Consider the following 334-nt stretch of genomic DNA (forward strand, 5'->3'; position numbering starts at 1 on the left):
GCCGAGTTCGGCATGTCGATCCTGTTCATCACCCACAATCTCGGCGTGGTCGCCGAGATCGCGCATGACGTCGTCGTCATGTATGCGGGCCGCGTCGCCGAGCAGGCGCCGGTGAACGATTTGTTCGCGCATCAGCGTCATCCCTATACGCGTGGCCTTTTGGCCTGCACGCCCAACGCCGAGCGCGATATCGGCGGCGACGGCGAGCGGCATTCGCTCTATTCCATTCCCGGCAGCGTGCCGCCCATCACCGCGCTACCGCCTGGCTGCGCCTTCGAACCGCGCTGCGACTTCGCCATCCCGCCCTGCCGCGCCGCGCCGCCGCCGCTCATGC

Annotated in this window: 1 protein-coding gene; it reads left to right on the top strand. The window is 68.0% G+C overall.

Translation table 11 applies throughout. The features are described from left to right. Positions 1-12: 12 nt before the first annotated feature. Positions 13-334, top strand: a 322-nt coding sequence (locus tag ASE56_RS17965; RefSeq protein ID WP_200914086.1) for an ABC transporter ATP-binding protein, incomplete at its 3' end; no start/stop codon positions are given.

The organism is Microbacterium sp. Leaf203 (genome assembly GCF_001421275.1).
In the GTDB taxonomy this organism is placed as follows: Bacteria; Actinomycetota; Actinomycetes; order Actinomycetales; family Microbacteriaceae; genus Microbacterium; species Microbacterium testaceum_A.